This is a genomic window from Lentzea alba, assembly GCF_047445655.1.
GTDB lineage: Bacteria > Actinomycetota > Actinomycetes > Mycobacteriales > Pseudonocardiaceae > Lentzea > Lentzea alba_A.
Genome location: NZ_JAJAEG010000002.1, coordinates 269437 through 291924 on the forward strand (window position 1 = coordinate 269437; position 22488 = coordinate 291924).

Consider the following 22488-nt stretch of genomic DNA (forward strand, 5'->3'; position numbering starts at 1 on the left):
CGATTGGCGCCCGACGATCGATCAACGGATCACCCCGGTCCCCACGAATGGCCACCTGAGCTGAATGAACATGGTCGACAGCCGAGAGCCCGCCGTTCGCTGGGCGGCGGCGATCTCCAGCACCCTTCTCGCGAACTTCACGCGCGAGAAGCTCGAGGAACTGCTCGGCGGCTTCGTCGAGCAGTTGCTCACGGGCGGTGTCGCCGAGGCTCGGCGGGTCGGGCGATCCATGGTGGAGAACGACTTCATCGCCTCCGCGACGCTGGAGCTGACGCTCACGTACCTCGGTGACCACACGCCGGTCTCGCCGGCCCAGCTCGGCGCGCTCGCCGCCGGGTACGCCGAGGGTCTGCGCGACCGCACGCTCGACCAGCAGGAGATCAGCCGCACGGCCGCGATCAACACGATGCGCCGGGCCGAGAACGCGGTCAGGGCGAGCGAGGCGAAGTTCCGGGCGATCTTCCACAGCTCGGCGTTCGGCATCGTCGTGAGCAGCCTGACGGGCGAGATCATCGACGTGAACGAGTCGTTGCTGGCGATGCTCGACTACAAGCGCGAAGACCTGCGCACGATGAGCGGCCGCGACCTGGTGCACCCGGACGACCGGGCCGCGCTGCGGGAGCTGGCGCAGCAGCTGATCGCGTCCGACTTCGACAACATCCGGGTCGAGAAGCGGATGATCCGCAGCGACGGCGAGACGATCCAGACGCACATGGCGATCTCGCTGGTGCGCGAGGACGAGGACGCGCCGCCGTACTTCGTCACGATGATCGAGAACATGAACGAGATGCGCGCGCTGCAGACGCAGCTCGTGCGGCAGAGCCTCAACGACATGCAGACCGGCCTGCCGAACCGGGCGCAGTTCCTCGGCTGGCTGGAGGGCGCGGTCGGCACGAAGGGACCGGAGGCTCTGGCCCTCGTGCAGGTCGACATCGACGGGTTCCGCGGCGTGAACGACGCGTTCGGGCACGAGGCGGGCAACCGGGTGCTGATGCACGTCGCGACCCACCTGCGGGCCGTGTTCTCGGAGCAGGTCGGCAAGGTCGCGCGCATCGGCGAGGACGAGTTCGGCGTCCTGATCAAGGACCCGCGCGACGTGCGCGGCGTGATCGCGCTGGTCGACGAGTTCACCGCCCGGCTGGAGGAGCCGATCTGGATCGGCGCGAACGGCGTCGGCGTCACCACCAGCGTCGGCATCGTGGCGCGGGCAGCTCGTGGCGGGGACGCCGTCGACCTGCTCAGAGCCGCCGACGTCACCGTCGGCTGGGCCAAGCGCGACGGCAAGGCGCAGTGGGCGTTGTACGACCGCGAACGGGACCTGCGCGACAAGGAGAGATACGCGCTCGCCGCCTCCATCCCCGGCGCGCTGGAGGAGGGCCAGTTCCGCGTCGACTACCTGCCGATCTACTCGTTGACCGACGGTTCGGTGCTCGCGCTCGAAGCGAAGATCGTCTGGAACCACCCGGCACACGGGGTGTTGTGCCCGGACACGTTCATCGACCAGTCCTCCGACAACGGCATGATCGTCCGGCTCGTGCACTGGGCACTCTCGGAGGCTTGTTCCCAAGCGAGCCAGTGGTATTCCGCGCTGGGTTCGAAGGCGCCGGCGTTGTCGATCGACCTGCCGCCGCGGCTGTGCCAGGAACCCGAGCTCGTCGCCGAGGTCTCCCGCGTGCTCGACCGGACGGGGTTGCCCGCTTCGCAGTTGCGCTTCGAGCTGCACGAACACCTGCCGGCGTTGCTGAACGACGAGCAGATGGAAGAGCTGACGATCCTCGCCGAGCGCGGCATCGGGCTCGTGCTGGACCAGATGAACGGCGGCAACGTCGGCGTCGACCGGCTGAGGTTGCTCCCGCTGACCGGCGTGAAGTTCACCGGCGCCGTCGTGCACGGCCTGGACGCGGGCGCGAACCGGGTCGACGAGAGCGCTGCGGTGGCGCTGCTGAAGTGGGCGTCGGTCCTGCGACTGCCGCTTTACGCCGAGGACGTGCGGACTGCCGCCGAGGCGTCCCGGCTGGCTGCGCTGGGTGTGACCGGCGGGCAGGGATCGCACTTCGGGCCGCCGCTGTGCGCCACCGAGGTCGCCGCGCTTCTCAGCTAGTTCTTATCAGGGTTTTTTCGGGTTTCCGCACAGGTTGTTCACATGATGGCGGTCCATCGTGGAGTCATGACCGAGCAGAGCTTCCCCGCGATGAGCGGGTCACTGGTGGAACCGCAGCCAGCCGTTGCGCCGGCGCCGAAGTTCTGGCGCCGCACGGCCCCGATGCTCACCGCGGCGGCACTCGTCGCGGGGTTGTTCGGAGGTGTCACCGGCGCGGTGATCGCCTCGCCGGACACCCCGGCTTCTTCTACGTCCGTGTCGGCGCAGACGGTCCTGAACCAGTCCACTGTGGACTGGACGTCCGTGGCGTCGAAGGTCCTGCCGTCGGTGGTCCAGGTGAACCTCCCGAACGGCGTCGGCTCCGGCGTGATCCTGACCGCCGACGGCCAGATCCTGACCAACAACCACGTCGTCGCGGCCTCAGGTGGCCAGCTGACCGTGAAGCTGAACGACGGCCGCGAGGTGCCGGCCACCGTCGTCTCGACCGACCCGTCGTCCGACTTGGCCGTGATCAAGGCTTCTGGCGTCTCGGACCTCACGCCGATCAAATGGGCGGACTCGGGTTCCGTGAAGGTCGGCGACGCGGTGATGGCGATCGGCTCACCCTCCGGCCTGCAGGGCACCGTGACCACCGGCATCGTCTCGGCGCTGGACCGCAAGGTGACCGTGCCCGGTGAGGGCCGGCGCTCGTCTTCCGTTTCGTACCAGGCGATCCAGACCGACGCGTCGATCAACCCCGGCAACTCCGGCGGTGCGCTGGTGAACGCGGCCGGTGAGCTGATCGGGATCAACTCGGCGATCTACTCACCGGCGTCGAGCAGCGGTGAGGCCGGGAGCGTCGGGATCGGGTTCGCCATCCCGTCGAACACGGCGAAGCAGATCGTGAACCAGCTGAGTTAATCCCTCTCGCGAAGAGCGGCGGTGTGGTCGCTGACGAGCTGCCGGTACGACCGGAGCAACTCGATCAGCCGGACCACATCCCGCTCTTCCTGCTGTGCGGCCACTTCTCCGACGGCGTCGTAGAGGCCCGCGAAGAGTCCGTATGCCTGCTGGGTTCCCTCCGGTGAGGCGTGCAGCAGCACGCGCCGCCGATCGTGCGGATCCATCTCCCGGCGCGCGAACCCGCCCGCCTCCAGCCGCCCGGCCATGGTGCTGATCGCCGCCGTCGTGAGCCCCAGCGCTGCTGCGACCTCCCCCGCGCTCATCGGACCGTTCCTGACGAGCAGGTGCAGGCAGATCAGGTCGGTCTGGTGCACGCCGAGCTTCGCCGCCGCTGCCTGCGCGATCAGGTCGACGGCCGCGCTCAGGTCCATCAGCTCGTGGGTCAGCGTCTGCCCGAGATCCTCAACCAACTTAATATCCAAACGGCTTGACTGTTAAATGATTTAAGCGAATCCTAGCAGCCATGCGACGAGAACAGGTGTTCATCGGAGCTCTGCTGACTGCCGGAGGCCTCGCGGTGGTCGCCGCCGCCTCGCTGCCGTCGTTGCTCCCGGTGTGGCGGGCCGGCGCGGTCGACGCCGTGCGGATGATCGGCGAGAACCTGGGTGCCTACCAGGTGTCGAGCGTGCTGTTCGCGGTGGGAGCGGCGCTGACGCTCGCCGGCCTTGGGGCGCTGACCAGGTTGCTCGGCGGCCCGGTCGCGGTCACCGGGCTCGTGCTGATGTCGGTGGCGACCGCGCTGTGGCTGGGCAACCTGGCGTTCCGGCTCACCGTGACGGTGCAGATGGCGCGGGAGGGCGGCGTGGTGCCGTCCTGGTACGTGGCGATGAACGCGTGGACCGTCGGCCTGCTGGCCGTCGCCGCCGTGCTCGCCGGTCTCGCCCTGCTCTGCTACGGCGTCGCGGTCCTGAACGTCTGGCCGCGGTGGGCCGGGTTCGTGGCGCTGGTGTTCGGTGCCGGTGTGCTCGGGTTGTTCCTGGCCACGCTGAACGTGCCGCCGATCCTGCTCTACCTCGCGCCGCTCGCGCTCGGAATCGCCGCGCTGACCCGAAAACCTGAGCTCGGCTGAGCCTTGTGCGGGTCGGTCCGGCAGGTCTAGACCGGGGTGATGCCCAGTCGACGACAGTTCATGGCCGCGGCAGCACTCAGCCCCGCGGTCACGGCCGTTACCCCTGCGAACGCGTCCCCGTCTGCTTGGCCCACCGGACCCGGACGTCCGACCACCCCTCAACAACCCGACCGCGAGCTGCGGCGGTTGCTCGGCGAGATCGACCAGCGGCGGATCGAGGCGTCCGTGCGCAAGCTCGTCTCGTTCGGCACCCGCCACACCCTGTCCAGCCAGACCGATCCGGTGCGCGGCATCGGCGCCGCCCGCGACTGGATCTTCCGCGAGCTGCGCTCCTACCCCGGTCGCCTGACCGTCGAGCTGCAGTCGTTCGTGCAGCCGCCGTCGCCTCGCATTCCGGTCGCCACGACGATCACCAACGTCCTGGCGACGTTGAAAGGCGGCAAGAACCCCGAGCGGATCTACGTGGTGTCCGGCCACTACGACTCGCGGGCGTCCGACCCGTTGGACGCGGTCAGCGACGCGCCGGGAGCCGACGACGACGCGTCCGGGGTGGCGGCGGTCATGGAGATCGCACGGGTCCTCGCAACGCGCGACGTCGACGCGACGATCATCTTCGCCGCGGTGGCCGGCGAGGAGCAGGGCCTGTACGGCGCGGCACACCTGGCGTCGAAGCTGACCGGCGTGCAGGGGATGTTCACCAACGACATCGTCGGCGCGGCCCCTGCTTCAGCGTCACGGGTGGTGCGCCTGTTCGCGGAAGGCGTGCCGACCTCGGAGACCCCCGAGCAGGCCGCGATCCGGCGTTCGGTGGGCGGCGAGAACGACTCGCCGTCGCGCCAGCTCGCCCGGTTCGTCACGGACCTCGGCGGCACCGGGATGTCCGTCGAAGTGATCTACCGGCGCGACCGCTACCTGCGCGGCGGCGACCACATCCCGTTCCTGGAGCGGGGATTCCCGGCCGCGCGGTTCACCGAGCCGCACGAGGACTACGCGCACCAGCACCAGAACGTGCGGGTCGAGAACGGCGTGCAGTACGGCGATCTGGTCGAGTTCTGCGACTTCGCGTACATGGCACGGGTGGCGCGCGTGAACGCCGCCGTGCTGTGGTCACTGGCCACAGCGCCGGGAACGCCTCGCGGGGTGCGGATCCGGACCAACCGGCTCACCAACGAGACGGACCTGGTGTGGGACGTCGATCCGGCGGCGGCCGGGTACGAGGTCGTGTGGCGACCGACAGAGGCGCCGGACTGGACGCATCGGATCCCGGTCGGCGTCGTTGGCGCGCACACCGTGGATCTTTCGAAGGACAACGTGTTCTTCGGGGTGCGGGCGGTCGGGGCTGATGGGCGGCGCAGTCCGGTGGCGTTCCCGGTGCCGGCGCCTTAACAGGTCCAGAGCGCGGAGATCGGCAGGCAGGTCATGCCGTTGCCGAAGCTGAACGACTCACGGCCGGTGTAGAGCACGAACCCCGCGTGGAACTGGTCGCCGAGTTTGCGCTGCAGCAAACGCAGGCCGCGGAAATCCTCTGCTCGCACGGTTTCCGCGGCCTTCACCTCGATCCCGACCACCCGGCGAGCGTTGTCCTCCAACACCGCGTCGACCTCGTACTGGTCCCGGTCCCGGTAGTGGTGCAGCGACGCGAACGTCTCCGACCACGTCAGCTGGCGCGCCAACTCACCAAGTACGAAGTTCTCGAGCAATGCACCCTCTCCCGCACCCAGATGCGCAGCGATCCCGGAGTCGACGAAGAACACCTTCGGAGTCGCCACCGCCCGCGTCGTCGCATTGGCAGACCAAGCCGGCACAGTGCGCACGAGGTACACCGTCTCAAGAATCTCCAGGTACTTCCGCACGGTTGGCGCGGTCAGCCCAAGATCGCCGGACAGTCGGTTGTAACTCACCAGACCGGTGGTCTGCGCCGCCAACAGCGACACGAGCGTCCGCATGTCGCTCGCTCGCTCGACATCAGCCACCTGCTTCACGTCACGCGCGATCAGGTCGGCGACATACCCGTCGAAGAACCTGGCACGACGACGCGGACTATCCCTGCGCAACGCTTCGGGATAACCCCCTCTGGCCGCACGAGCCAGGTAGTCCTTCTTCCTCAGCTCGCTCGGCTCAGCTCGCAGTTCCGCTCCTGCCGCGAAGGCCGCATCGACGAAACCATCCGGGGCGTCGTCGATCTCCCCTTGAGAGAACGGCCACAGCTCCACTGTTTCCGAACGCCCCGGCAAGGCGTCCGGCAAGCTGCGCAGCCCCAGGAGGCGGGCCGAACCAGTGAGCAGAAACTGACCCGGCCGCTGGTTGCGATCGACCAGGTACTTGATCTCCAACCACAGGTCCGGCACCCGTTGAACCTCGTCGATCAGCATCAAGCCGTCGTGCTGAACGAATGCCGACGGGTCTGCTGCGGCAGCCGCCCGAGTCACGCCGTCGTCGAGGAACCGTCCCACGCCACCGTGCTCGCGCAGCACCTTCTCGGCCAACGTGCTCTTGCCGACCTGACGAGCGCCGTTCACCACGATGACGCGGGTGTCCGACATCGCATCGGTCACCCGCTCCGCCGCCCGCCGCGGCAGGTAGTCGATACCTTCTCGCACTACCTCATCGTACCGCTCATTTTAGATCTGCCGAGTTACTGCCTTTACATCTGCCGAAGATCACCGTTTCGATCTGCCGAAGATCACTCCTTAGGTTTGCCGAAGATCAGGACAGCCAGTCCGGGCGCAACGGCATGTGCGACTCGGTGCCGTCCAGCTTCACCCCGAGCACCTGGTGCAGCTGGATGTTGTTGCGCTCGAACCCGAGCCGCGACGCCGCCAGGTAGAGCCGCCACACCCGAGCCCGGGCCTCCCCGACCTCCTTCACGGCCTCTTCCCAGTGCGCCTCGAGGTTGCGACCCCACGCGGCCAACGTCAGCGCGTAGTGCTCGCGGATGTTCTCCTCGTGCCGCACCTCGAACCCGGTGTCGTGCATCTGGGACACGATGTGACCGGGCCCGACCAGTTCACCGTCCGGGAACACGTACCGGTCGATGAACGGCCCGGACAACGCGCGCTGCTTGTTGTCCGGCCGCGTGATGCAGTGGTTCAGCAAACGGCCGCCGGGCTTCAGCTTCCCGTACAAAGACGAAAAATACCCGGGCAGCTTCGCCTTTCCGATGTGCTCGGTCAGCCCGATCGACGACACCGCGTCGAAACCGGTCTCGCGCACATCGCGGTAATCGAGGTGACGCACCTCGGCCAGATCCGCCAACCCGGCCGAGACAATGGCTTTCTGCGCCCACTCGGCCTGGTTGCGGGAAAGCGTCACACCGATGGCGCGCACCCCGTACTCACGGGCCGCGTGCATGACCATGCCGCCCCACCCGCAGCCGACGTCCAGCAGCTTCATGCCGGATTTCAGACCCAGCTTGCGAGCCACCAGGTCGTGCTTCTCGAACTGCGCTTCCTCCAAAGTGGACTCGATCGACGGGTACACCGCGCAGGTGTAGGCCATCGACGGACCGAGGATCCACTCGTAGAACTGGTTCGACACGTCGTAGTGGTGGGCGATGGCGGCCTGGTCGCGTGCCTTGGAGTGCCGCAGGCCGCGCAGACGGGTCTCCTGCGGCGGCGGGGAGACCTTGTGCGACAACCGGATCCGGCCGAGGAAGCGCAGCAGTTCGACGCGCTGCAGCCACGGGAGCTCGCGCAGGGAGAACTCGGAGAGCCGGGAGAGGCCGGCGTGCACGTCGCCGAGGATCTCCAGGTGACCTGTCACGTAGGCACGCGCCAGGCCGAGCTCACCAGGTGCGGAAGCCAGGTAGGACAAGGCTTCCGGTGTTTTGATGTCGATCGATACCGGGGCCGCGGAAGGGCCTGCGGTGCTGCCGTCGTAGGCCTGGAAGCGAACGTCGCTGCCACCGGTGATGCGCTGAAATATGGAGGCCAACCGCATTCATCGTCCCCTGACACACTTGGCGTACAGATCGGGCAGGCGGTTCGTCTGGTCGTACCGGGACTTCACGGCCCGGTAGTGCGAACCGTTGTAGTGCCGCCAGAACTCGTCCTCCTCGTAGTAGGAGTCCGAGTACAGCGACTTGTGGCCGCCCAGCCGCGCCACCTCGCGCTCGATCAGCCGGTTGCGGTCACCCATCCGTTCTCCCGGCCGCACCGGGACCTCCGACCAGAACCCGACGTTGACGTACAACGTGTCCGCGTCCATCGGGTAGAGCGGCCAGCCCGTGTTGTCGCGCAAGCGAACCGGGCACAGCCACACCGGCGAGATGCCGATCTCTCGGTCGAAGAAGTCGAGGAAGTCCGGCAGGGCGGAAACCGGGATCTCCACGTCCTGGATCACCGGTTCGACGTCGACCCGGGGCCGTACCTGCCGGTGCTTGGCCACGAGTTTCCGGTAGACGTCCGAGCGCAGGTAGCGCTTCGGCCACATCCGGCGCACCACCGGGTTCTGGGCGCCGAACGCACGTGAGCACCAGAACCAGTCGGTGTCCCAGCGCCACAGGTAGTCGTGGATCGTCAGGTGGTCCGTGCGCCGTTTCTGGATGGACCGGTAGTAGATCTGGTTGCCTGTGTAGTCGGACGTGTACGGCGCGATGTCGGCGTAGTGGCCCAGCGTCAGGTACATCTCACCTCGTGAGAACACCGTGCCGTCGACGAAGTCCGCCGAGCCGTCCGAGCAGACCTCCTCGATGACCGCGGCGCATTCGGCGAAGGAGCCGAAAGGCACGTGCCGCAGCCGCACGTACTGACGGACCGGTTCCAGCTCGATCTCCAGCCGCAGCGCGTAACCGAGAGTCCCGTACGAGTTCGGGAACGCTCGGAACAGGTCGTCGTCCGGTTTCGCGACGACGACCTCGCCGTCACCGGTGAGGATCTCCAGCTCGCGCACGGACTCGTGCGGCAGGCCGTTGCGGAAGGAGGTGGACTCGATGCCGAGTCCTGCCACCGCACCACCGATCGTGATGGTCTTGAGCTGCGGCACCACCAGCGGCATCAGGCCGTGGCGCAGCGTTGCGGCGACGAGGTTCTCGTAGGTGGTCATGCCCTGCACCTGTGCGGTGCGTCCGACCGGGTCCACCGCCAGCACCCGGTCGAACCTGCCGACGTCCAACCCGCCCGACTGATCGGCGCGGAACCGGAACAGGTTCGACGTCTTCTTCGCGAGCCGCACCGGCGCACCTTCGCGCATCGCGGCGTACTGCGCACTCAACGCAGCCACGGCCGAGCTGTGCCCATGGTCACTCACGAGAACGACGTTATTCCGCATCAACGCCGTTGGCACGCCCAAACGTCCTAATGGGCCAATGGTCTCCTGTTCAATAGATGCGTGCGGGTACAACTGCTGGGGCATTTGACCGTCGAGGGCGTTTCGCTCACCGATCGGCAACGCCGTCTGCTGGCGGCTCTGCTGCTCGAACCGGGACGGGCTGTGCCGCAGTCGAGGTTGCTGTCCGCGATTTGGGACGACGATCTGCCGACCGGTCCGGAGGTCGCGCTGCGCACCCAGGTGTTCCGGTTGCGGAAAGCGCTCAAGGACGTGCCGGAGCTGGCCGTCACCACGGTCGGCCAGACGTACTCGATCGAGGTCGACCCCCACCTCGTCGACCTCCACCGGTTCCGCCGGCTCGTTGCCGAAGCACGCACCCTGCCCGACCCCGCCCTGCTCGAGTCCGCTCTGGAGCTCTGGCAGGACGACGCCCTGCGCGACCTGCCGGGAACACCGCTGTGGAACGGAGTGCGCGCCGCACTCGGCTACGAGCGCCGGGCCGTGCAGGACGAGTTCGACGCAGCCGGGAAAACGGTTGCCGCACCCGCACAGGTTCCGCACCAGCTGCCGGCCGCGATCCCGGGATTCACCGGCAGGGACGACCAGCTGCGCGAGCTCGCCGACCGCTCCGGCACCGTGCTGATCACCGCCATCGACGGCATCGCGGGTGTCGGCAAGACCGCGCTGGCACTGCACTTCGGCCACTCCGAGGTGGCGCGCTTCCCCGACGGGCGGCTGTACGTCAACCTGCGCGGGTTCGACCCCCAGGACCGGCCGCTGGCGCCGTCCGACGTGCTCACCCAGTTCCTGCGGGCGCTCGGCGTGAAGGCGCAGCACGTGCCGCTCGGTGAGGCCGAGCAGTCGAAGCTGTACCGGTCGCTGATGGCCGACCGGCGGATGCTGGTCCTGCTGGACAACGCCGCCCACGCCGACCAGGTCCGGCCGCTGCTGCCGGGAGGCTCGTCCACGTGCCTCATCACCAGCCGCAACCGGCTCGTGGACCTCGACGCCGTCCCGCTGTTCCTCGACGTGATGACCGAGCAGGAAGCCGTCGCGCTGCTGCGGCGCGTGCTGGGTGACGACATCGACCTCGCCGCGGCACGTGAACTGGCGCGGCTGTGCGGGTACCTGCCGCTGGCGCTGCGGATCGCGGCGGCCAACGCCGGGGAGTTCCTCGCGGACACCGTGGCCGACCTGCGCGAGCAGAACCGCCTCGCCGCACTCGTGATCGACGACGACGAGCAGGCGGCCGTCCGAGCCGCGTTCGACCTGTCCTACCTCGCACTGGACGACGAACACCGCACGCTCTTCCGCAGGCTCGGGCTGCTCGCGGGCCTCGACTTCACCGCGGAGTCGGCGGCGGCACTCGCCGAGGGCTCGCTCGACGTGTTGCACGCCGCCAACCTGGTCGAACAGCCACAACCCGGCCGCTATCGCCTGCACGACCTGTTGCGGCTGTACGCGTTCGGCCGGGCACAGACCGACGACTCGGCTCAGGCGCGGGAGCAGGCGCTGGACAGGCTCCACCGCTGGTACCTGGACGCGACCTACACCGCGGCGCTCAGCATCGCCCCGGAGAAGATGCTGCTCGAGCGGGGCACCGAGGTGCCGCTGCCGTCGAGTGCGGCGGACTGGCTGGACAACGAGCGCGCGAACGTCGTCGCCGTGGCCGCCCAGGCGCCCGGACGGGTGCGCTACCTGCTGCTGGACCGGATGCACACGTACCTGAAGATCGGGCGGCACACCGCGGAGCAGGTCGCGATGGCCGAGTCAGCGCTGGAGACCGCGACCGCCGCGAACGACGAGCAGGGTCTGCAGGTCGGCCACCTCGGCATCGCCGCAGGGCACGCGAGCAGCGGCAGGCTGCGCCAGGCGGCGGACATCCTCACCGAGTCGCTCAGGACGGCGTGGCCGGAGGCACGGGTCCGGCTGCTGCACGTGCTGGGCGACGTCCTGCGCGAGGAGGGCGACGTGGACAGGGCGCTGGCCTGCTACACCGAGTCGTCGGAGCTCACGGCGGCGATCGGCCTCGACGACATGCTGGCCTCGCAGTACTTCTCGCTCGGCACGACGTGCTGGATGCAGAACCGGTTGGAGGAGTCCCTCCGGTACCTGATGAAGGCGCACGAACTGGCCGCAGCGCACGGCAGGCACTACTACTCGATGTTCTACCTGGCCGTGTGCGGTGGCACGCTCCGCGACCTCGGCAGGTACGAGGAGGCGGCCGACAACCTCAGCCGTTTCATCGTGGAGGCCCGGGAGCAGAACATGACGGCGCACCTGTCGTCCGCGTTGAGCGACCTGGCCACGGTGCACACCGCGATGGGTGAGCACGAGCTGGCGGCACAGCACGGCGAGGAGGCGCTGACCCTCGCGCGGGACATGGGCGATCCGGCGTTCGAGGCGGACGTCCGGGTGGCGCTGGGCGCGCTGGCGGTGCGCCGGGGGCAGCCGGAAGCCGCAGCCGAGCACCTGGACAGGGCGGTCGCCGCCGCGCGCGAGGCCGGCTACCGGCACGCGGAGGCGGCGGCGCTGATCGCCAGGCGCACCGTCCCCGACGTGCTGCAGGGCCTCACCATCGCGCGCACCTCCGGTTATCGGCTGCTGGAGCACAAGGCGTTGAAGGTGCTGGCCGAGATCCACCCGGACCACGAGTTCTACGCCCGGCAGGCCGCACAGATCGGTTGACGCTCGGCGCGCTGCGGCCGGTCCTCGGGACTGCCGAAAGTTACTGATGAGTAGTAGCGTGCGAGGCATGGCTACGCACGAGGTGACCAACCAGGTTCCGCCGCTGACCGGTCACGACGTCGCGGACGACCCGGCGCTGCTCGCGTGGGTCGACGACGCCGACGTGCACGCGCTGGGCAGGCTCGCGGGCAGTGCCGAGTGGCAGGAGCACGGCCGGCTCGCGAACGCCTACCCGCCGGTGCTGCACACGCACGACCGGTACGGGAACCGGGTCGACGAGGTCGAGTTCCACCCGGCGTGGCACGAGCTGATGAACGTCGCCGTGTCGCACGGCCTCCATGCGTACGTGGACGGCGAGCACCTTCAGCGTGCCGCGAAGTTCTACGTGTGGTCGCAGGTCGAGGCCGGCCACGGCTGCCCGATCTCGATGACCTACGCCTCGGTGCCCGCGTTGCGCGTCGCACCGGAGCTGGCCGGGATCTACGAACCCATGCTGACCGCGCGGAGCTACGACTTCGGGCTCCGGGCGCCGCTCACCAAGCAGGGCCTGATCGCCGGCATGTCCATGACCGAGAAGCAGGGCGGCTCGGACGTGCGGGCGAACACCACGGTCGCGAAGCCGGTCCAGGACGGGTACGTGCTGACCGGGCACAAGTGGTTCACCTCGGCGCCGATGTCCGACGTGTTCCTCACGCTCGCCCAGGCACCCGGCGGACTGACGTGCTTCCTGGTGCCGCGGGTGCTGCCGGACGGCACCCGCAACCGGTTCTTCCTGCAGCGGCTCAAGGACAAGCTGGGCAACAAGTCCAACGCGTCCGCCGAGATCGAGTACGACGAGGCGTTCGCCTGGCGGATCGGTGACGAGGGCCGCGGCGTGCGGACGATCATCGAGATGGTCAACATGACCCGGCTGGACTGCGTGCTCGGGTCGGCAGCAGGCATGCGCGCCGGGCTCAGGCAGGCCGCGCACCACGCCGCGCACCGCAAGGCGTTCGGGAAGTACCTGATCGACCAGCCGGCGATGCGGAACGTGCTGGCGGACCTCGCGGTCGAGTCCGAGGCGGCGACCACCGCCGCGATGTGGCTGGCGGAGCACCGGCCGCGGCTCGGGCTCGCGGTCACCAAGTACTGGGTGTGCAAGCGCGGGCCGGTGCACGCGGCCGAGGCGTTGGAGTGCCTGGGCGGCAACGGGTACATCGAGGACAGCGGGATGCCGCGGCTGTTCCGGGAGTCGCCGCTGATGTCGATCTGGGAAGGCTCCGGCAACGTCGCCGCGCTGGACGTCCTGCGCGCGATGAAGAAGGAACCCGAGTCGGTGCAGGAGTTCCTCGCCGTTGTCACGGGCGTCGACCCGCGGATCGACAAGGCGCTCAACGAGCTCGGCACGGCGTTGTCCGATGTGGACGAATCGCAGGCGCGTCGGGTCGTCGAGAAGATGGCGTTGATCCTGCAAAGTGCCCTGTTGGTCAAGCACGGACACCCTGCGGTCGCGGACGCGTTCGTCGGCTCACGGCTCGGCGGTGACTGGGGAGTCGCGTTCGGCACGCTGCCCAAGACCACCGACTTCGCCGCGATCATCGACCGCGCTGTGCCGAAGCTCTGAGCGGGACAACCGTTGGCCTGGAACGGCGAGTCCTCGCCGTACAGGTCGCCGGTCAGGTAGACGCACACGGGTTGCCGGCCGAAGTCGTGGATGTCGGAGACCTCCAGGATCGTGAGGTTGCGCCGCTCACCACCCGTGACGTGCTGAAGCCCGTGCGCCCGGCGGCACCGTGGAACTTCAGCTCGCGGAACTCCTGCGCGACCGTGCCGCGGACACGTCGACATAGGCGTGCGGAATTGCCGGAGAACCCGCGTCGAGCTTCGCCTCCAACGTGCGCAGAGATGCCGTCGGGCTGGCTTCACTTCCAGGCAGAGGAGCGGAAGTGGCTGGTCACCGACCACTTCACAGAGCCCGCATGACTGCGAGGAGCTCTCGCAATCCGGGAAAGACCGGTTCTGGCCGGCTACCTCTCATCTGCACCCTCACACTCGTGCGGAAGGCAGATGGCGGTAGCCGGGCTCAGCGAATTGAGGCGGCAGTTCCGGTTCACTTACTCAGATCGGCCCAACTGGGCTATTCCGTGCGAGCACGAATGCCCACTCAGAGGCCCAGTTCGCGGGCGATCAGCATCTTCTGCACCTCGGAAGTGCCCTCGCCGATCTCCAGGATCTTGGCGTCGCGGTAGAACCGGCCGACCGGGTACTCGTTCATGAAGCCGTAGCCGCCGAAGATCTGCGTGGCGTCGCGGGCGTTGTCCATCGCCGCCTCGGACGCGACCAGCTTCGCGATGGCCGCCTGCTTCTTGAACGGCTCGCCGCGCAGCATCCGGGACGCGGCCTCGTAGTAGGCCAGCCGCGCGGTGTGGGCGCGGGCCTCCATCTCGGCGATCTTGAACTGGATCGCCTGGTACGTACCGATCTTCGCGCCGAACGTCTCACGCTCGTGGGCGTAGCGCACCGACTCGTCGACGCAGCCCTGGGCCAGGCCGACCGACAGCGCGGCGATCGCGACGCGGCCCTCGTCCAACGTGCGCAGGAACTGGGCGAAACCGCGGCCGCGGGTGCCGAGCAGGTTCGCGGCGGGCACCCGGCAGTCCTGGAACGACAGTTCGCGGGTGTCCGAGGCGCACCAGCCGACCTTGGAGTACTTCTTCGACACCGTGAAGCCCGGCGTGCCCGACGGGACGATGATCGACGAGATCTCCTTGCGGCCGTCCGGCAGGGTGCCCGTCACGGCGGCGACGGTCACCAGGCCGGTGATGTCGGTGCCGGAGTTCGTGATGAACGCCTTGGTGCCGTTGATGACCCACTCGTCGCCGTCGAGTCGCGCGGTCGTCGCGAGAGCACCCGCGTCCGAACCGCTGCCCGGCTCGGTCAGGCCGAACGCGCCGAGCTTCTCGCCGGAGGTCAGCGAGGGCAGCCACTCGGCCTTCTGCTCGTCGGTGCCGAAGCGGTAGACCGGCATGGCGCCCAACGAGGTCGCGGCCTCCAGGGTGATCGCGACCGACGAGTCGACGCGGGCGAGCTCCTCCAGCGTCAGGCAGAGGGCGAAGTAGTCACCGCCCATGCCGCCGAAGTCCTCGGGGAAAGGCAGGCCGAACAGGCCCATCTGCCCCATCTTGGCGATGATCGGGTACGGGAACTCGGTGCGCTCGTAGTACTCGCCGATGACCGGGGCCACCTCGTCGCGGGCGAACTCCTCTACGGTCTTGCGCAGGTCCTCGTACTCGCTCGGGAGCCGGAAGTCCAACATCTGTGTCACTCCTCGTGAGAGACGACGACGGCCAGCACCTGGTCGAGTGCGACCTGCTGACCTGCTTGCACGTTCAGTTCGGTGAGCACGCCGTCGACCGGTGCGGTCACGGTGTGCTCCATCTTCATGGCCTCGACCACGAACAACGCTTGACCGGCGGTCACTTCCTCGCCGTTGCGGGCCCGCACCACCAGCACGGTGCCGGGCATCGGCGACTTCACCGGACCACCGGAGGCGGCGGCGCCACCCGCGGCGGCGCCCACCAGGAACTCGGCCTCGGTCAACGCCCAGGAGGCGCCGTCGTGACCGAGCCACAGCACATCGCCGTCGCGCGCCATCGCGTACCGGCGCGAGCCGACCAGCAGATCGGCGCCTTCACGGCGAGCCCGCGCGCGGACCGGTTCTCCAGCGCCCACAACGACTTCGTCGCCACGAACGCGCACGTCGACGTCGTTGATCCGCCAGGTCGTCCACGCGTGCTCGCCGACGCGCCAGCCGGACAGCTGGTCCCACGGGTCGTCGCCGCGCGGCTCCAGGGACCGTTCCAGGCCGGCCGCCACGTACACCTCGTCCGGGATCTCGGTCGAGGTCAACGAGTCCAGCTTCCGCTCGACCAGACCGGTGTCCAGCGCTCCGGAACGCACGTCGGGATCCCGCAGAAGTGCCCGCAGGAACGGGATGTTCGTCGTGACGCCGAGCAGCACCATCTGACCGAGAGCGTGATCCAGGCGCCGCAACGCTTCCTCGCGGGTGCGGCCGTGCGCGATCACCTTGGCGAGCATCGGGTCGTAGTCCGAGCCGACGACAAGTCCTTCGTACAGACCAGAATCCACGCGGACGGACGTGGGTTCGCCGAGTGCCAGCACCCGCCCGCCGGTCGGCAGGAAGCCGCGCGACGGGTCCTCGGCGTAGACACGAGCCTCGACCGAGTGGCCGGTCAACTCGACCTCGAGATCCAGCACCTCACCGGAAGCCACGCGGAGCTGCCACTCGACCAGGTCGACGCCGGTGACCATCTCGGTCACCGGGTGCTCGACCTGCAGCCGGGTGTTCATCTCCATGAAGAAGTAGTCGCCGGTCGAACCGTCCACGATGAACTCGACGGTGCCCGCGCCGACGTAACCGCAGGACTTGGCCGCGTCGACGGCCGCTGAACCCATCGCGTCGCGCACCTCGGGCGTGAGGAACGGCGACGGTGCCTCTTCGATGATCTTCTGGTGCCGGCGCTGCAGGCTGCACTCGCGCTCACCGAGGTGGATCACGTTGCCGTGCGAGTCGGCGAGGACCTGGATCTCGATGTGCCGCGGGTTCGTGATGAACCGCTCGATCAGCAGCGTGTCGTCACCGAACGACCCGCGCGCCTCCCGCCGTGCCGACTCGATGGCCTCACGCAGCGCGGATTCTTCGTGCACCAGCCGCATGCCCTTGCCGCCACCGCCCGCGGAAGGCTTGAGCAGCACCGGAAAACCGATCTCCAGCGCGGCGTCGACGATCTCGTCGTCCGACATGCCTTCTTTTGTCCGCCCAGGAACAACAGGCACACCGGCCGCCGACACGGTCAGCTTCGCGCGGATCTTGTCGCCCATCGCGTCGATCGCCGACGCGGGCGGTCCGACGAACACGATCCCCGCTTCGGCGCAGGCGGCCGCGAACGCCGTGTTCTCGGCCAGGAAGCCGTAACCGGGGTGAATCGCCTGGGCGCCAGTGGAAACAGCGGCCGCGACGATCTTCTCGATGGACAGGTAGCTCTCGCGAGCCGCCGCGGGCCCGATCCGCACGGCCTCGTCGGCCAGCCGGACGTGCAACGCCTCGGCGTCCGCGTCGGAGTACACGGCGACGGAACGAATCCCGAGCGACCGCAACGCGCGGATCACCCTGACCGCGATCTCCCCGCGGTTCGCCACCAGAACGCTGTCGAACATGATCACATCCGGAAGACGCCGTAGGAAACATCGTCGATGGGGGCGTTCGCCGCGGAGGACAACGCCAGCCCGAGCACCATGCGGGTGTCGCGCGGGTCGATCACGCCGTCGTCCCACAGCCGTGCGGTCGAGTAGTACGGGTTGCCCTGGTCCTCGTACTGCTGACGGATCGGAGCCTTGAACGCCTCCTCGTCGTCAGCGGACCAGGAGTCGCCCAGCTGGTCGCGACGAACCGTCGCGAGCACCGAAGCCGCCTGCTCGCCACCCATGACGGAGATGCGGGCGTTCGGCCACATCCACAGGAACCGCGGCGAGTACGCCCGGCCGCACATCGAGTAGTTGCCGGCGCCGAAGCTGCCACCGATGATCACGGTGAACTTCGGGACGCGGGCGCAGGCCACCGCGGTCACCATCTTGGCGCCGTGCTTGGCGATGCCGCCCGCCTCGTACTCGCGGCCGACCATGAAGCCGGTGATGTTCTGCAGGAACACCAGCGGGATGGACCGCTTGTCGCACAGCTGGATGAAGTGCGCGCCCTTCACCGCGGACTCACCGAACAGGATGCCGTTGTTGGCGACGATCCCGACCGGGTGCCCGTGGATGCGCGCGAAGCCGGTCACGAGCGTCGCGCCGTACTCCTTCTTGAACTCCTGGAACTTCGAGCCGTCCACGACCCGCGCGATCACCTCGCGCACGTCGTAGGGCGTCCGGGAATCCGTCGGCACCACACCGAAAAGATCGTCGGTGACGGCCGGGGCCTCGACCGGCGCGACGTCCCACGGCCGCTGCACGCGCGGGCCGAGCGTCGAGATGATCGAGCGGACCATCCTGAGCGCGTGCGCGTCGTTCTCCGCGAGGTGGTCCGTGACGCCGGACGTGCGCGAGTGCAGGTCGCCGCCGCCAAGATCCTCAGCGCTGACAACCTCACCGGTCGCGGCCTTCACCAGCGGCGGACCTCCGAGGAAGATCGTGCCCTGGTTCCGCACGATGATCGCCTCGTCGCTCATCGCCGGCACGTACGCGCCACCCGCGGTGCACGAGCCCAGCACGGCGGCGATCTGCGGGATGCCGCGCGCCGACATCGTGGCCTGGTTGTAGAAGATCCGGCCGAAGTGCTCGCGGTCCGGGAACACGTCGTCCTGCTTGGGCAGGAACGCGCCGCCGGAGTCGACCAGGTAGACGCACGGCAGGTTGTTCTGCAACGCCACTTCCTGCGCGCGCAGGTGCTTCTTGACCGTGATCGGGTAGTAGGTGCCGCCCTTGACCGTGGCGTCGTTCGCGACGATCACGCACTCACGGCCGGAGACCCGCCCGACGCCGGTGATGATGCCCGCGGCCGGTGCCTCGTCGCCGTACATGCCGTTCGCGGCCAGCGGCGACAGCTCCAGGAACGGCGAGCCGGGGTCGACCAGCGTGTCCACGCGCTCACGCGGCAGCAGCTTGCCGCGGTCGACGTGGCGCTGACGTGCCTTCTCAGGGCCGCCGAGTGCGGCGGTGGCGAGCTTGCCGCGCAGCTCGTCGACGAGCGCGGTGTGCTCCTTGGCGTAGCGGTCCGATGGCTCGGCGGCGCTGCGCAGGACCGGTGCGTCCATGCTCCCCAGACCTCAGGTTAGCGGGCGTTAACTTCCTCATGTTAACGCCCGCTCACCTAGTGGTCCACCGGAACAGCTGGAGAGTGACCAGAACGCAGGTCAAGCACCACATCAGGCACTCTCACGTTCCGGAATCAACCTAACCGACGACCGCCCGCAACGCGGGCAGGTAGCCGCTCTGATGACCGGCGCGGTTCGGGTGGTACGACTCCTCGACCGGCCAGCTGAGGCTGTTCAGCCACCAGCTCGACGAGCAGATCTCGTGCCCGGTGAACGCGGGCCGCACGTCGATGTAGCTGAACCCGGCCGCGCCGGCCCGCGCACTGATGCCCGCGTGCAGCGCGTCGGAACCCGAGTTGATCGCGGCCCGCTTGGTGTCGCTCAGCCCGACGTTGCACGTGCCGGGCACCTTGTAGATACGTGGGTACCCCAGGACGACGACCCGAGCCGAGGGCGCCTTCGACTTCACGGAGCTGTAGACGTTGTCGAGGAGCCCGGGCAGCGTGTTCTGGATGTAGGACTTCGACTGGTTCACCCGGTTGACGCAGTCCTGGTCCGAACCGAACGTGCAGGTCGTGATCACGTCGGTGAAGCCGGCGTCGTTCCCGCCGACCTGGAGGGTGACCAGCGTGGTCGACGCCGACAGCGCCGCCACCTGGCCGTTGAGCACGTCGGATGTTCGGGCGCCGGAGCAGGCGACGGACTTGAAGCTCGCGGGCGCCGTCGCCGCCGCCCAGAGCGCCGGATAGGCGAGCGGGCCGCGCTTGCAGCTGCCGCTGGAACCGTCATAACTGCCGGTCCCGAGCCCGGAGGCGTACGAGTCGCCGAGCGCGACGTAGTTGACGGGTGCCGCGCTCGCGGGATTGGCGAGGGCGATGACGGCCGCGGCGGCGGTGACCACCGAGGCGAGGAAGTGAGCAGGACGCATCGAAGACTCCCGAAGGGGCCGCAGGGATGTGATGCATTGCACGCCAATGGTTACCCACGAGTAAGACCCGTGTGAAGTATTCGTGAAGAGTCAACATTCAGGGCTTGCACCTGCGGAGATTCCACCCATCGGGCGAGGCCGCGTCCGGCAAATCCGTTCGATGAGAGTCACGTCCGAGAGGTGTTCTGACGGTGCCGCCGCGTCCCCCTCATACCGGGCGTGTTCGGGGGTCGCGGCGGTGCCGTCAGAACGCCCCTCGGGCGCGACTGTCGCGGACGGATTTGCCGGACTCGGCCTAGGTAAACGCCTGCTAACCTCCCGGTGTGGCCGAGAAACCCTCACGTCGGGACCAGATCCTCAACGCCGCGGCGGAACTGTTCGCCCGGCACGGCTTCCACGGGGTGGGCATCGACGACATCGGCGCGGCCGTCGGAATCTCCGGCCCGGCGCTCTACCGGCACTTCCGCAGCAAGGACGCGATGCTCGGCGAGATGCTGACGTCGATCTCCGAGCGGCTGCTGGACGGCGGCCAGTCACGCGTGGACGCCGCGTCGACCGCCGAGGAGGCGTTGCGGGAACTGGTCGGCTGGCACGTCGATTTCGCACTGGACGACCCCGCGCTGATCACCGTGCAGATGCGCAACCTCGCGAACCTCACCGACCCGGACCGCAGGCGCGTGCGGGCGTTACAGCGCCGCTACGTCGAGGTGTGGGTCGAGACGATCCGGCGGACCGTGCCGGACTTCGACGAACCGACCGCGCGGGCGGCGGCGCACGCGGTGTTCGGGTTGATCAACTCGACCCCGCACAGCGCGCACCTCGACCGCGACCAGATGGCCGCGCTGCTGGCGCGAATGGCACTCGCCTCGCTCACGCCCGCGGTTGTGACCTCGTAGATTGGCGATCAGCCGAGACCGTTCCGTAACCTGACGCGACAATGGGCGCGCGCACACTCCTCCTCCGGCTCCCGGCCTGGTTCCGGTTCACGGTGATCACGCTCGCGGTGTTCGTCTGCGGGGTGATCGCCTCACGCCCGGCGAACGGCGACGACGGGGTGCCGCAGAACGGTGACGTGGTCGCCGCGGCCAACGCCGTCAAGGCGTTCGCGGCGCCGTCCGCGACCCACGACCCGCGGCTGAACCTCCCGTCGGACTTCGCACGCGAGACCGGGCGCAATCCCAAGACGGTGCAGGCGCCGGACGGGACGCTGCGGGCGGTCGACGCCGGCGGCGGGTGTTCGGGGCCGGCCGGCGACACCGAGTGGGACTTCAGCACCGCCTGCCGCGCGCACGACCTGGGCTACGACCTGCTGCGCTACGCCGAGCACAAGGGACATCCGCTCGGGCAGGACGCGCGCAAGGCGTTGGACGACCGGCTCGCCGCGGACCTGCACACGCAGTGCCGGGTGAACCCCCGCAGCGCCGAGCAGACCTGCCACGCGGTCGCCGAGACCTATGCGATGGGGCTCAAGTTCAACTCGTGGCGGCAGCGGTGGGGGCCGCCTGGGCACGAACCCGTGGTGGCGTGGGCGTTCGGCAGCGCGATCGTGGTGTTCCTCCTGCTGGCGCGCCTGCACGGCCGGCGCCGCGAGGATCTGCCGCGCTCGCTGCCCGCGCAGGGCAGCGCTGCGAACTCCCTGCCGCTGGTGCAGGCAGACGCCGAACAGGACCGGTACGCCACCTTCCTGCGGCTCCTCAGCGTCGCCCTGCTCGTGCTCGGCGAGACCGTTGCGACGCTGGCTCACCTCCGCGGTTCCAGCCCGCCGTGGCTGTGGGCGTTGCAAGCCGTGCCGTTGTTCTTCTTCGCGGGCGGGCACGCGAACCTCCGTTCGTGGCAAGCACATGAGGGCGGCTTCGGCTGCTGGGTGTCGTCGCGGACGTCGTGGCTGCTGCGGCCGGTGCTGGCGTTCGTGCTGCTGTGGGTGGTGCTGTTCGCGGCGCTGAACCTGCTGGACGTGAAGGTCGAGGCGTACAGCCGGCTGATCACGCATCCGTTGTGGTTCCTCGGGGTCTACCTGCTCGCGGTCGCCGCGACTCCGGCCGCCGCGTGGCTGCACCAGCACTTCCGCCGCGCCGCGCCGTTCGTGCTGATGCTGCTCACGCTCACGGTCGAGGTCGCGCGCACGTCGACGGACTGGAAGACCGGCGGGTACGTGAACCTGATCGTCGGCGCGTTGCTGATGCAGCAGATCGGGTTCTTCTACGCGGACGGCACGCTGCAGAAGGTCTCCCGCCGCGTGCTGGCAGCGCTGGGCGCGATCACGTTGCCCGCGTTGGTGTTCTTCAGCGACTACCCGCGCTCGATGATGGTGCTCGGGGTGGCGCAGGTGTGCCTGGCGCTGCTCGCCCGCGGCCGCGTGACCGCGTGGCTCGAAGGCCGGTCCTGGCACGTCGTGAACTTCGCGCGCCGCGCACCGATGACGGTCTACCTCGCCTATCTGGCCGGGGTCGGCGCGGTCGTCGGGTTGCTCGGGCTGACGCAGGCGCCGATCTGGTTCGTGTTCGTCCTCCTGCCGCTGGTTCTGCTGTTCCACCGGTTCGAGGCGCGGAAGGTCCGGTTCCCCCGGCTCTCGCACGAGTCGCACCGGACCCGGCTCGCGACCGCGATGGGCGTGGTGTTCGGGACGCTGGGCGTGCTCGGGTTCGTGGTGAGCGGGTTCCTCGGCGAAGGGGTGCTGGTGCTG

At 68.7% G+C, this 22488-nt stretch carries 15 protein-coding genes and 1 pseudogene; 8 read left to right on the top strand and 8 right to left on the bottom strand.

The genetic code is table 11. From position 1 onward, the window contains the following. The first annotated feature begins 70 nt into the window (after positions 1-70). Together LFM09_RS04250 and LFM09_RS04255 are read left to right on the top strand one after the other, a co-directional pair. Positions 71-2101 carry a putative bifunctional diguanylate cyclase/phosphodiesterase gene (locus LFM09_RS04250; protein ID WP_414094916.1) on the top strand — a complete coding sequence of 677 codons (2031 nt, stop codon included), beginning with the start codon at positions 71-73 and terminating at the stop codon, positions 2099-2101. 66 nt (positions 2102-2167) lie between these two features. After that, a complete protein-coding gene (locus LFM09_RS04255) occupies positions 2168-3001 on the top strand; it encodes a S1C family serine protease (RefSeq protein ID WP_414094917.1) in 834 nt (277 codons plus the stop codon). Here the strand turns inward: LFM09_RS04255 and LFM09_RS04260 are convergent. Further along, on the bottom strand, positions 2998-3453 hold the full coding sequence (locus LFM09_RS04260; RefSeq protein ID WP_414094918.1) for a MarR family winged helix-turn-helix transcriptional regulator: 456 nt from the start codon (positions 3451-3453) through the stop codon (positions 2998-3000). The two genes, LFM09_RS04255 and LFM09_RS04260, sit on opposite strands and share 4 nt — an antisense overlap. A gap of 53 nt (positions 3454-3506) precedes the next feature. Here LFM09_RS04260 and LFM09_RS04265 point away from each other — a divergent pair, with 53 nt between their 5' ends. Together LFM09_RS04265 and LFM09_RS04270 are read left to right on the top strand one after the other, a co-directional pair. Beyond that, positions 3507-4112 carry a hypothetical protein gene (locus LFM09_RS04265; RefSeq protein WP_414094919.1) on the top strand — a complete coding sequence of 202 codons (606 nt, stop codon included), beginning with the start codon at positions 3507-3509 and terminating at the stop codon, positions 4110-4112. Positions 4113-4151: 39 nt separating this feature from the next. Further along, positions 4152-5498: a M20/M25/M40 family metallo-hydrolase gene (locus tag LFM09_RS04270; protein WP_414094920.1), complete on the top strand. Its 1347-nt coding sequence runs from the start codon at positions 4152-4154 to the stop codon at positions 5496-5498. Here LFM09_RS04270 and LFM09_RS04275 read toward each other — a convergent pair. The 3 genes from LFM09_RS04275 to LFM09_RS04285 form a co-directional block, all read right to left on the bottom strand. Continuing rightward, positions 5495-6712 carry an ATP-binding protein gene (locus LFM09_RS04275; protein ID WP_414094921.1) on the bottom strand — a complete coding sequence of 406 codons (1218 nt, stop codon included), beginning with the start codon at positions 6710-6712 and terminating at the stop codon, positions 5495-5497. The two genes, LFM09_RS04270 and LFM09_RS04275, sit on opposite strands and share 4 nt — an antisense overlap. A 106-nt stretch (positions 6713-6818) precedes the next feature. After that, positions 6819-8051, bottom strand: a complete 1233-nt coding sequence (locus LFM09_RS04280; RefSeq protein ID WP_414094922.1) for a class I SAM-dependent methyltransferase — start codon at positions 8049-8051, stop codon at positions 6819-6821. Beyond that, positions 8052-9380 carry an FAD-binding oxidoreductase gene (locus LFM09_RS04285; RefSeq protein ID WP_414095154.1) on the bottom strand — a complete coding sequence of 443 codons (1329 nt, stop codon included), beginning with the start codon at positions 9378-9380 and terminating at the stop codon, positions 8052-8054. A 60-nt stretch (positions 9381-9440) separates the two neighbouring features. Between LFM09_RS04285 and LFM09_RS04290 the strand changes: the two genes are divergently transcribed. Together LFM09_RS04290 and LFM09_RS04295 are read left to right on the top strand one after the other, a co-directional pair. Beyond that, positions 9441-12068, top strand: a complete 2628-nt coding sequence (locus LFM09_RS04290) for an ATP-binding protein (RefSeq protein WP_414094923.1) — start codon at positions 9441-9443, stop codon at positions 12066-12068. Between the two features lie 67 nt (positions 12069-12135). Then, positions 12136-13671, top strand: coding sequence for an acyl-CoA dehydrogenase family protein (locus LFM09_RS04295; protein WP_414094924.1), 1536 nt, complete (start codon positions 12136-12138; stop codon positions 13669-13671). A 540-nt stretch (positions 13672-14211) separates the two neighbouring features. Here LFM09_RS04295 and LFM09_RS04300 read toward each other — a convergent pair. The 4 genes from LFM09_RS04300 to LFM09_RS04315 all read right to left on the bottom strand — a co-directional run bounded on the left by LFM09_RS04300 (position 14212) and on the right by LFM09_RS04315 (position 19805). Further along, a complete protein-coding gene (locus LFM09_RS04300; RefSeq protein ID WP_414094925.1) occupies positions 14212-15363 on the bottom strand; it encodes an acyl-CoA dehydrogenase family protein in 1152 nt (383 codons plus the stop codon). A 5-nt stretch (positions 15364-15368) separates the two neighbouring features. Then, positions 15369-17285: an acetyl/propionyl/methylcrotonyl-CoA carboxylase subunit alpha gene (locus tag LFM09_RS04305; RefSeq protein ID WP_414094926.1), complete on the bottom strand. Its 1917-nt coding sequence runs from the start codon at positions 17283-17285 to the stop codon at positions 15369-15371. A 2-nt stretch (positions 17286-17287) separates the two neighbouring features. Then, positions 17288-18877 (bottom strand): carboxyl transferase domain-containing protein, encoded by a 1590-nt coding sequence (locus LFM09_RS04310; RefSeq protein WP_414094927.1) that lies wholly within the window; start codon positions 18875-18877, stop codon positions 17288-17290. A gap of 139 nt (positions 18878-19016) precedes the next feature. Further along, entirely contained in the window at positions 19017-19805 is a 789-nt protein-coding gene (locus LFM09_RS04315) for an SGNH/GDSL hydrolase family protein (protein ID WP_414094928.1), read from the bottom strand. A gap of 323 nt (positions 19806-20128) precedes the next feature. On the opposite strand from LFM09_RS04315, the gene LFM09_RS04320 reads away from it, so the two are divergent. Beyond that, positions 20129-20701: a TetR/AcrR family transcriptional regulator gene (locus tag LFM09_RS04320; protein WP_414094929.1), complete on the top strand. Its 573-nt coding sequence runs from the start codon at positions 20129-20131 to the stop codon at positions 20699-20701. Between the two features lie 41 nt (positions 20702-20742). Next, positions 20743-21207, top strand: a pseudogene (locus LFM09_RS04325) (hypothetical protein); the annotation flags it as partial. Positions 21208-22488 lie beyond the last annotated feature (1281 nt).

What these genes read in the sequence shown, in the direction of transcription:
- LFM09_RS04295 (WP_414094924.1), top strand. Translation starts at nt 12,136, where the DNA reads ATGGCTACGCACGAGGTGACCAACCAGGTTCCGCCGCTGACCGGTCAC.
- LFM09_RS04300 (WP_414094925.1), bottom strand. Translation starts at nt 15,363, where the DNA reads ATGTTGGACTTCCGGCTCCCGAGCGAGTACGAGGACCTGCGCAAGACC.
- LFM09_RS04280 (WP_414094922.1), bottom strand. Translation starts at nt 8,051, where the DNA reads ATGCGGTTGGCCTCCATATTTCAGCGCATCACCGGTGGCAGCGACGTT.
- LFM09_RS04285 (WP_414095154.1), bottom strand. Translation starts at nt 9,380, where the DNA reads ATGCGGAATAACGTCGTTCTCGTGAGTGACCATGGGCACAGCTCGGCC.
- LFM09_RS04265 (WP_414094919.1), top strand. Translation starts at nt 3,507, where the DNA reads ATGCGACGAGAACAGGTGTTCATCGGAGCTCTGCTGACTGCCGGAGGC.
- LFM09_RS04315 (WP_414094928.1), bottom strand. Translation starts at nt 19,805, where the DNA reads ATGCGTCCTGCTCACTTCCTCGCCTCGGTGGTCACCGCCGCCGCGGCC.
- LFM09_RS04305 (WP_414094926.1), bottom strand. Translation starts at nt 17,285, where the DNA reads ATGTTCGACAGCGTTCTGGTGGCGAACCGCGGGGAGATCGCGGTCAGG.
- LFM09_RS04270 (WP_414094920.1), top strand. Translation starts at nt 4,152, where the DNA reads ATGCCCAGTCGACGACAGTTCATGGCCGCGGCAGCACTCAGCCCCGCG.
- LFM09_RS04250 (WP_414094916.1), top strand. Translation starts at nt 71, where the DNA reads ATGGTCGACAGCCGAGAGCCCGCCGTTCGCTGGGCGGCGGCGATCTCC.
- LFM09_RS04310 (WP_414094927.1), bottom strand. Translation starts at nt 18,877, where the DNA reads ATGGACGCACCGGTCCTGCGCAGCGCCGCCGAGCCATCGGACCGCTAC.
- LFM09_RS04255 (WP_414094917.1), top strand. Translation starts at nt 2,168, where the DNA reads ATGACCGAGCAGAGCTTCCCCGCGATGAGCGGGTCACTGGTGGAACCG.